This is a genomic window from Rhodococcus sp. C26F (genome assembly GCF_053345925.1).
Map to the genome: position 1 here is coordinate 1 of NZ_JBKFBA010000112.1, position 984 is coordinate 984.

The following is a 984-nucleotide window of genomic DNA, read 5'->3' on the forward strand; positions in this document are numbered from 1 at the left end:
GGGCGGAGTCGTCTGGGGTGTCGTCTGTGGGGTGCCGTCCGGTCAGCGGATCCCGGCCATGCGCTCGAGCCGTTCGATGCGGTCGGCCATCGGCGGGTGCGTCGAGAACAGCCGACTCATCTTGTCGCCCGCCCGGAACGGGTTGGCGATCATCAGGTGCGATTGGGCCGCGAGTTTCGGTTCGGGTGGCAGCGGCGCGGCCTGCGTGCCGAGAGCGAGCTTGCGCAGCGCCGACGCGAGGGCCAGCGGGTCGCCGGTGAGCTCGGCACCGGACTGGTCGGCCTGGTACTCGCGCGACCTCGACACGGCGAGTTTGACGACCGACGCCGCGATGGGGCCGAGCAGGGAAACCAGCAGCAGCGCCAGTGGATTCGCGCCACCCTCCCGGTTGCCGAAGGCCGAGGCGAAGAACGCGAAGTTCGCCAGGCCCGAGATGACGGCGGCCATCGCGCCGGCGACCGACGAGATGAGGATGTCGCGGTTGTAGACGTGGGCGAGTTCGTGGCCGAGCACCGCGCGCAGTTCCCGTTCGTTCAGGATCTCCAGGATGCCCGTCGTGCAGCACACGGCGGCGTTGCGCGGGTTACGACCCGTGGCAAACGCGTTGGGGGCGTTGGTGGGGCTGATGTAGAGCCGTGGCATGGGCTGGTGCGCCATAGTCGCGAGTTCGCGCACGATCCGGTACATCGCCGGTGCCTGCACCTCGGTGACCGGCTGGGCGTGCATCGCCCGCAGGGCGAGCTTGTCGCTGTTGAAGTACGCGTAGCCGTTCATGCCGACGGCGAGCACGATCGATATCAGCAGGATCGTCGAATTGCCGAACAACGCTCCGACGAACACGATCAGCGCGGACATTCCGATCAACAGACCGGCCGTTTTGAGACGGTTCGAGTATCCGTGCACGTCGCACCCCTTCCGCACCACGATTTCCCACTCGTTCGTCCAACGAACGAGCGCACGGCGCGGTTCCCGCCCCGACGGGGC

General features: G+C 67.8%; 1 protein-coding gene. It reads right to left on the bottom strand.

From position 1 onward, the window contains the following. Window positions 1–42: 42 nt before the first annotated feature. A complete protein-coding gene (gene htpX / locus ACLBYD_RS30695; RefSeq protein ID WP_447819402.1) occupies window positions 43–903 on the bottom strand; it encodes a zinc metalloprotease HtpX in 861 nt (286 codons plus the stop codon). Window positions 904–984: the final 81 nt, after the last annotated feature.